1 pseudogene is annotated in these 329 nt (G+C 63.2%); it reads right to left on the bottom strand.

The annotated features are described in order from the left end of the window. Nucleotides 1-329, bottom strand: a pseudogene (locus tag H6B10_RS15885) (fucose isomerase); the annotation flags it as partial.

Raw genomic sequence — 329 nt, 5'->3', positions numbered from 1 at the left:
GGGTAGCGCTTCTGCACCAGAACGTGACGGTAGAAGCGGCCCATCTCCTTGATGGCGAAGATACCGATGCCGCCAAAGGAGCGGGTAGCCACCGGCAGCACCTCGCCCTCGGCGATATAGGAGCGCAGGGTGCCTTCGCTGTCACACTGCAGGCGGTAGAAGGTGATGTCGGAAGCGGCGATGTCGCCTTCCAGGGTGCCGCGGGTAAAGTCGGGATCGCTGCCCGCGGGCTCCAGCAGACGGTGCTGGATCAGCTGGTACTTCACCGCACGGTCGGCGCACATCTTGCAGGAAGGTGTGTTGCCGCAGTGGAAGCCCATGAAGGTATC

The sequence above is a fragment of the Gemmiger formicilis genome (genome assembly GCF_016901605.1).
Taxonomy (GTDB): Bacteria; Bacillota; Clostridia; order Oscillospirales; family Ruminococcaceae; genus Gemmiger; species Gemmiger formicilis_B.
This window is presented reverse-complemented; position numbering and strand designations above follow the sequence as displayed.